Annotated in this window: 5 protein-coding genes and 2 pseudogenes; 1 reads left to right on the top strand and 6 read right to left on the bottom strand. The window is 63.5% G+C overall.

The window, feature by feature from the left end; all coding sequences use genetic code 11:
• A pseudogene (locus ACTHL0_RS20665) lies at nucleotides 1–239 on the top strand (gfo/Idh/MocA family oxidoreductase); the annotation flags it as partial.
• Nucleotides 240–357: 118 nt separating this feature from the next.
• On the opposite strand, the gene ACTHL0_RS20660 reads toward ACTHL0_RS20665, so the two are convergent.
• The 6 genes and pseudogenes from ACTHL0_RS20660 to ACTHL0_RS20635 form a co-directional block, all read right to left on the bottom strand.
• Nucleotides 358–987 carry a riboflavin synthase gene (locus tag ACTHL0_RS20660; RefSeq protein ID WP_440568750.1) on the bottom strand — a complete coding sequence of 210 codons (630 nt, stop codon included), beginning with the start codon at nucleotides 985–987 and terminating at the stop codon, nucleotides 358–360.
• Nucleotides 988–1,030: 43 nt separating this feature from the next.
• Nucleotides 1,031–2,152, bottom strand: a complete 1,122-nt coding sequence (gene ribD, locus ACTHL0_RS20655) for a bifunctional diaminohydroxyphosphoribosylaminopyrimidine deaminase/5-amino-6-(5-phosphoribosylamino)uracil reductase RibD (RefSeq protein ID WP_440568749.1) — start codon at nucleotides 2,150–2,152, stop codon at nucleotides 1,031–1,033.
• A gap of 15 nt (nucleotides 2,153–2,167) precedes the next feature.
• Nucleotides 2,168–3,451, bottom strand: a complete 1,284-nt coding sequence (gene hemL / locus ACTHL0_RS20650; RefSeq protein WP_440568748.1) for a glutamate-1-semialdehyde 2,1-aminomutase — start codon at nucleotides 3,449–3,451, stop codon at nucleotides 2,168–2,170.
• A 256-nt stretch (nucleotides 3,452–3,707) separates the two neighbouring features.
• The gene (locus ACTHL0_RS20645) at nucleotides 3,708–4,826 is read right to left on the bottom strand and encodes a porin (protein WP_440568747.1); all 1,119 of its coding nucleotides are present in this window, start codon (nucleotides 4,824–4,826) and stop codon (nucleotides 3,708–3,710) included.
• A gap of 547 nt (nucleotides 4,827–5,373) precedes the next feature.
• Nucleotides 5,374–7,296, bottom strand: a complete 1,923-nt coding sequence (locus ACTHL0_RS20640) for a bifunctional transcriptional regulator/glucokinase (protein WP_440568746.1) — start codon at nucleotides 7,294–7,296, stop codon at nucleotides 5,374–5,376.
• Nucleotides 7,274–7,437, bottom strand: a pseudogene (locus ACTHL0_RS20635) (6-phosphogluconolactonase); the annotation flags it as partial. The gene ACTHL0_RS20640 and the pseudogene ACTHL0_RS20635, both read right to left, overlap by 23 nt.

The following is a 7,437-nucleotide window of genomic DNA, read 5'->3' as shown; positions in this document are numbered from 1 at the left end:
AAAACTGGTGGAACCCGTCTCGAGCGACGGTTCGCTACCTTGGAGGACGGACGGTCGAATTGCATGAGCCGTTCCAGGGCGGTGGACTTAATTACGAAACGGCCCATTTCTGTGACGTACTGCGCTCAGGTCGGATCGAAAGCCCGGTCATCACGCACGATATGTCGATGAAAATGATCGATATCGTGGACGCTGCACGTGCTGAACTAGGGCTTGTTTACCCTTTCGAAACTAGGTAAAACACCCACGCCTCCCGCGCGGCCAGATCATGTGCCGTGGAGGCGCAGAGTGTGCCTAATTGTTCTCTACGATGCATGGCGGCGCGCCAAGTTCGCCCCTCGGTGACTCCCAGCGCGCTTAAGTCCTGTCGTTGCTCCTTGCCGCCCCGAGCATCCGCTCCACATACCGCGCAATCAAATCCACTTCAAGATTGACCTGATCCCCGGCCTTCACATTCCTGAGCGTGGTGACTTGAACCGTATGCGGGATCAAATTGATCGAGAACTCGCATCCGTCGTCGCGATCGTCGACGCTGTTCACGGTCAAGCTCACGCCGTTCACCGTGATCGAGCCTTTGAACGCGAGGTAACGCCCGATCTCACGCGGCGCCAGTACGCGCAACTCATGTGATTCGCCAACGGGCGCGAACCGCGTAACCGTGCCGAGCCCATCGACATGCCCCGACACGATGTGCCCGCCCAAACGCTCATGCGCGGTCAACGCCTTTTCAAGATTGACTTCGCCCGGCGCAGCAAGGCCGACCGTGCAATTCAGGCTTTCGCGCGAAACATCGACATCGAACGTGCGGGCCGTCTTCTCGATCACCGTCATGCAAGCCCCTTGAATCGCGATGCTGTCGCCGAGCGCGACGTCGCTCAGATCGAGCGTCCCCGCATCGACCGTCAGACGCACCCCGGCAGCGTCGGTGCTACCGAGCGCTTTCACTGCTTCGATGCGACCCACGGCCGCGACGATTCCCGTAAACATCGTGAGCTTCCTTCCTGTTCGTTTAGTTTCCGGTTCAGCCGGTTCAATGCGGCGTCGAAGGCGCCTGTAACCGGGCCAAGATCCGCAAGTCGTCCCCGATCCGGTCGACCGACTGAAAAACCAGCCGCGTGCGCGCATCGAGCGCAGCCGGTGCCGCAAGATCGAACATGCCGGCCGAAGCGTCGCCGAGCAGGCTCGGCGCCAAATAGATCAGCAGTTCGTCGACGCATCCTTCGCGTAGCAGCGAGCCGTTCAGCTTATGCCCGGCCTCGACATGCAGTTCGTTGATGCCGCGCTCGCCGAGTACTTTCAACATCGCCGGCAAATCGACTTTGCCGTGCTCATTGGCCAACTGCACGAGTTCGATTCCTCGTGCAGCCAATGCTTCGGCATGCCGAGCATTGCGCTCGTCGATCCGCCCGCAAAAGATGACGGGCGGCGGGCCATCGAGCAGACGCGCCGTCAGCGGGACCTCCAGCCGGCTGTCGACAAGCACGCGCAGCGGTTGCCGCGGCGTCTCGACGTCGCGCACCGTCAACTGCGGATCGTCCTCGCGTACGGTGCCGATGCCCGTCAAAATCGCGCAGGCACGCGCACGCCAGGCGTGGCCGTCCGCGCGCGCCGCTTGCCCCGTAATCCACTGGCTTTCGCCGTTGGGCAGGGCCGTGCGGCCATCGAGCGATGCCGCGGCTTTCATTCGCACCCAGGGCCGCGCGCGCGTCATACGCGACACGAAACCGATATTGAGCTCGCGCGCCTCGTTCGCAAGCAGCCCGCAGCGCACGTCGATGCCCGCATCGCGCAGCATCGTCAGCCCCCGCCCCGAGACCTGCGGGTTCGGATCCTCCATCGCCGCGATGACTCGTTTGACGCGTGCATCGATGAGCGCATGCGCGCAGGGCGGCGTCCGGCCGAAATGGCTGCACGGCTCCAACGACACGTACGCCGTCGCGCCCTGCGGGTCGTGGCCGCGGCGTCGCGCGTCCTTGAGCGCCTGGACTTCGGCGTGATCCTGACCGGCGGGCTGCGTGTAGCCTTCGCCGATCGCCATGCCGCCCTTCACGAGCACGCAGCCGACGCGCGGGTTCGGCTTCGTCGTGTACATGCCGCGCGCCGCGAGCGTCAGCGCTCGCTGCATATGGATGAAATCGGCTTCCGAGAACATGGGCGCGCCGCCTGATTACGCGACGCGTGCCGCGAAGGCGTCGCGCGCCGCCTCGATCGTCGCATCGATCACGGCATCGTCGTGCGTGCTCGAGACGAAGCCGGCTTCGTAAGCCGACGGCGCGAAATACACCCCGGCATCGAGCATCTGATGGAAGAACGTATTGAAGCGTGCGATATCGCTGCGCGAAACGTCGGCGAAGCTCGCCGGCACGTGCTCGGTGAAGTAAAGGCCGAACATGCCGCCGATGGCATCCGCACAGAACGCCACGCCGGCGTCGCGCGCGGCCGCGTTGAGGCCATTCGCGAGCCGTGCCGTTTGTGCCGACAGGCGCTCGTAAAAGCCAGGCGTCTGGATCAACTCGAGCGTCTTCAAGCCCGCTGCGACGGCAACCGGGTTGCCCGACAGCGTGCCCGCCTGATAGACGGCGCCTTCCGGTGCGAGCAGCGACATGATGTCGCGCCGGCCGCCGAATGCCGCGGCCGGCATGCCGCCGCCGATGACTTTACCGAGGCAGGTGAGATCGGGGGTAATGCCATACACCTCCTGCGCGCCGCCCAACGCGACGCGAAAGCCGCACATGACTTCGTCGAAAATCAGCACGGCGCCATGGTGCGTACACAGGCGTCGCAGCGCCTGCAAGAACTCGGGATTACCGCGCACGAGATTCATGTTGCCGGCGACAGGCTCGACGATGACGGCCGCGATTTCGTCGCCGAAGGCGGCGAACGCCTCTTCCAACGCCTGTGTGTTGTTGTATTCGAGCACGGTCGTGTGCTTGGCGATATCGGCCGGCACGCCGGCCGACGTCGGATTGCCGAACGTGAGCAGGCCGGAGCCCGCCTTGACGAGCAGGCTATCGGCGTGACCGTGATAACAGCCCTCGAACTTGACGATGCGATTGCGCTGGGTGAAGCCGCGCGCCAGCCGCAGCGCGCTCATCGTTGCTTCGGTGCCGCTCGACACAAGACGCACTTGCTCAATCGACGGCACGAGCTTGCAGATTGCTTCGGCGATCTCGATTTCGGCTTCGGTCGGCGCGCCGAACGAGAAGCCGTCGGCCAACACGCGCTGCACGGCTTCGAGCACGTCCGGGTGCACGTGGCCGACGATCATCGGGCCCCATGAGCCGATGTAGTCGATATAACGCTTGCCTTCCGCATCCCAGAAGTAGGGGCCTTGGGCGCGCTGGACGAAACGCGGCGTACCGCCAACGGAGCGGAAGGCACGCACGGGCGAATTGACGCCGCCGGGAATGGTGCGTTGGGCACGTTCGAAGAGAGCTTGATTGCTGGGCATGAGTAATATCGGCTTCGAAGAGGGACCGGCCGGGACGGACGGGCGCGCGCGGAACAGAGCCGCGGCCGGTGGGATGGCGCCAATTGTACCGAACTAGCGGAGCGGGGGGCGCACGGGCGGGTTTGAGGCCGGAAAAGCTGCACCGGACGTGCACAAAAAAGGCGCATAAAAAAAGCGCCCGCGAGGGGCGCTTTGAGGATACTGCGGCAACCATGCTCCAGCGGGCCGAGGCCCACCGGAAAGCATGTTGCTGTGCTTAGAACTTGTGACGGATGCCGACGCGGCCCAGCACTTGGTTGCTGTTCGTGCTGGCAGCACCGATGATGCCCGCGTAGATGTCTGCCGTCACGTTGCCGCTCATCGCGTGTTGATAGACGCCCATCGCGTAGACGTCCGTACGCTTCGACAGGTGGTAATCGGCGATCAGGTTGACTTGACCATACTTCGGCTTTTGGTTCGTCGCATCGACCTTGCCCGTCGTGAACGTGTACCCGGCGCCCAGCGTTGCAGCCGGCGTCAGGTTGTAGTTGCCCCACAGCTCGAAGCTGTCGAAACGGGTGGTCTGGCCGGGCGCGAGTGCGTCGTTGAAGCGAACGTCCGAAATGTTGCCGCCGATCGTCGCCGGGCCGAACGTGTACGTTGCGCCGCCGCTGATGCTTTGCATGTTACGGGGTGCGCCGACCAACGTCCAAATGCCGGTGCTCGTGCCGAAGTTGCCGTCCGTCGCAACCGTGCTCGAGGCAAGGCCGGGGTTCTTCGCGTAGAAGTAACCCGCGCCGATGTACAGCGGGCCGCTCGAGAAGTTCAAGCCGGCGCCGATCGTGCTTTGGGCGCCGAACTGGCCTGCCACGCCGCCGAACCCGTAGAACAATTCGCCTTGAACGCCGCCGAAACGCGGCGAAACGTACTTGACCGCGTTATTCACGCGGAAGCCGTTATCCGTGTTGTCGATATCGGCGGGGTGCGAGAAGAAGGCACCCCATTGGCCGTTGAACGTGGTGGGTTGCGCGTTGTCGACGACCGGATCGTATTGACGACCGAGCGTCAGCGTACCGACTCGATCGTTCGACAGGCCGACGTAAGCTTGACGGCCGAATTCACGGCCGCCTTGGGCCAGGTTGCCGTTGAACACGTTGAAGCCGTTTTCCAATTGGAAAATGGCCTTCGTGCCGCCGCCCAGGTCTTCCGAACCCTTCAGGCCCCAGCGGCTGCCTTGAACGATGCCGCTTTGCATCGCCCACTTGGCGTGGCCGCCGGCGTTGTTCACATACGTGAGGCCAGCGTCGATCACGCCGTACAGCGTGACGCTGTTTTGCGCGAAAGCCGGCACCGCGAAGGCGCCCGTCACTGCCAGTGCGAGAAGCGATTTTTTCATTAAAAGGTCTCCGAGACGTTGAGGTTGCTGTGTGAGCAACCCGGATTGACTGATTCGTTTGCCGCGGACTTCGCCACCTCTTGGGCAGTTTCGTGCCGCAGCGGGGTCCAGGCAGTCGAGGCGATACTAGGCATCTCGCCCCCTTACCCTTATTAGTAGAAACACTAGTTGCCGACGATTGTTGCGAATTTTGAAACGCAGTAATTCAGAACGCGTAGGCCGCTCCTCCTTGACAGACAAGGGACTGAGTGAAAGCGTTCGCTTAATTGAAGGGGTCGAGTGTTGCGTGAGAGCGACACCCCGTCACGCACTGTTGTTGCGAATACGTTGAAGAAAAATCGACGTTTTGCGCCCATGGGTGGGCGTCATCTCACCAAACCGCAGCGGCGGCCGCTCGCAAAGCCTTTCGCGACAAGGATTTGATCGGAAAGTTCCGAATTGTTTTAGCCGGCCTGCACATGAAAAACCCGCGGCTCCAACGAGCGCGCGGGTCAGTCAGGCCGCTATCGGGTGAGAGGGGGCGAGGAGGGTCTCGCGTGACGTCCGGCTAATCCGCCGCCGAGGACGCTGCCCCATGGCTGAGCCAATCGAGCACCGCCGTGGCATCGTCGGTGCTGGCCGAGCGTGCCTTCGCCACGGCCTGCTTCATTTCGCCGGCCGGCTCGGCGCGGCGAATCGCCACACCCACGGCGAGGATGTCGATCATGACGAGATGCAGGATGCGCGAAATCATCGACAGCTGCGATTCGCGAATTTCGATGTGGTCGGTTTCGAGCGCGACGGTGGCGCGTTTCGCGAGCGGCGTATTGCTCGACGTGATTGCGATGACTTGCGCGCCGGCTTGCATCGCCACGTCCAGCACACGCAGCAGCTCGGGCGCCCGCCCGGACTTCGATACCGCGACGATGACATCGCCCTTGCCGAGTAACGCCGCCGAAGCCGCTTGCATATAGAGATCGCCATACGCGATCGTCGGAATGCCGAAACGGAAGAACTTGTAGTGAGCGTCCTGCGCGACGATGTTCGAATTGCCGAGGCCGTAGAACTCGATCCGCCGCGCGCCGTTCAGCAGTTCGATCGCCCGCGCGACATGCTCGAAGTTCAGATGCTCGCGCAGCTGCAAGATGGCCGACACCGTGTTGTCGAGCACCTTCGCGCCAAAATCGGTGGCCGTATCGCCCAGGTGCACCTGGCTATGGCTGACGGGAATCGTACCCGTCAGCCCCGTGGCCAGCTTGAGCTTAAAGTCGGACAGACCTTGGCAGCCCAGCGAACGGCAAAAACGGATGACCGTCGGCTGGCTCACGTCTGCCTTGCGGGCGATGTCGACGATCGGATCGCTGATGATCGAGCGCGGGTGGTTCAGCGCGAGATCGGCTACGCGGCGCTCGGCGGGCGTCAGCGCGTCGCGCATTTGACGGATCCGCTCGAACACGGCCGACGAGCCGCCCCCGGCCCGGTTCGACAATTGTTCCGCGAGAATCGCCGAGACGCCGAGGAAGGCGGGGTATTCCGCCGTGATGACGTAGGTCGGCACGTTGGCGAGATACGGCTGGAACCGGCCTTTCGCCTCGAACCGCTGGCGGAATGAGGAGCGCAGGAACAGATCGCCCAGCTTGAGCACCACGCCGCCGCCGATGTACATGCCGCCCAACGCCCCCAGCGTCACCGCGAGGTTGCCCGCGAACGTGCCGAGGATGCCGCAGAAACATTCCACGGCTTCGAGTGCCAGCGCGTCGCCGGCATGGGCCCGATCGACGACATAGGCGGGATCGACCGTGGGCGCGACGCGTTTCTTGTCGCGGGCAGCCAGCGCGCGATAGATGAGTTCGATGCCGGGCCCAGCCGCCACGCGTTCGAACGAAACGTGCGGCCACTTCTTGCGCGCGTAGTGCAAGACAATATCTTCGCGCTCGTCCATCGGCGCGAACGTGGCGTGGCCGCCTTCGCTGCCGAGCGCAATCCAGCGGTCGTCGGCGGGGATGAGGCCGGACACGCCGAGCCCCGTCCCCGGCCCAAGCAGCCCGATCACACTGTTTTGCCGGCGCGCGCCGCCGCCCACCTGGATACGCTGTGCGTCGGTGAGGCCCGGCAGCGCCATGGCGAGCGCCGTGAAATCGTTGACGACGAGCAGCGTATCGAACCCGAGCGCGCGCCGCGTCGCTTCGATCGAGAACGCCCATTTGAAATTCGTCATGCTGACGTGATCGCCATCGACGGGATTGGCGATCGCGATGGCCGCATGATTGACGCGCCCGACCTTCGCATCCTTCAAATACTTCTTCAGTACGTCTTCGATCGTCGGGAAGTCCGTGCACGGGTAGACGCGGATCTGCGTGACCTCGCCGGGTTCCGTTTCCAGCGCGAAGCGTGCGTTGGTGCCGCCGATATCGGCGAGCAGGCGCGGACCGTCGGCGTGCTGGCGTGCGCCGGATACCGGATGAGCTTTATTTTGCAGACCAGTAGACATCGAGTCTGACTCCCTTGTCGTTTGCCAGCTTCGAGATGGCGTTTTCTTGTGGCGCGGACGCGGCCGCTTTGAGGACGTCGAGCTTGCGTTCGCCCGAGATCAATAGGAACAGCCGCTTGACGCTCTTCAGCGCGGACATCG

Source organism: Trinickia sp. (assembly GCF_051961175.1).
Classification (GTDB): Bacteria; Pseudomonadota; Gammaproteobacteria; order Burkholderiales; family Burkholderiaceae; genus Trinickia.
This window is presented reverse-complemented; position numbering and strand designations above follow the sequence as displayed.

Bases quoted from the DNA above. Each gene is read 5' to 3' on its own strand.
- ACTHL0_RS20660 (WP_440568750.1), bottom strand. From the start codon at position 987: ATGTTTACGGGAATCGTCGCGGCCGTGGGTCGCATCGAAGCAGTGAAA.
- ribD (WP_440568749.1), bottom strand. From the start codon at position 2,152: ATGTTCTCGGAAGCCGATTTCATCCATATGCAGCGAGCGCTGACGCTC.
- hemL (WP_440568748.1), bottom strand. From the start codon at position 3,451: ATGCCCAGCAATCAAGCTCTCTTCGAACGTGCCCAACGCACCATTCCC.
- ACTHL0_RS20645 (WP_440568747.1), bottom strand. From the start codon at position 4,826: ATGAAAAAATCGCTTCTCGCACTGGCAGTGACGGGCGCCTTCGCGGTG.
- ACTHL0_RS20640 (WP_440568746.1), bottom strand. From the start codon at position 7,296: ATGTCTACTGGTCTGCAAAATAAAGCTCATCCGGTATCCGGCGCACGC.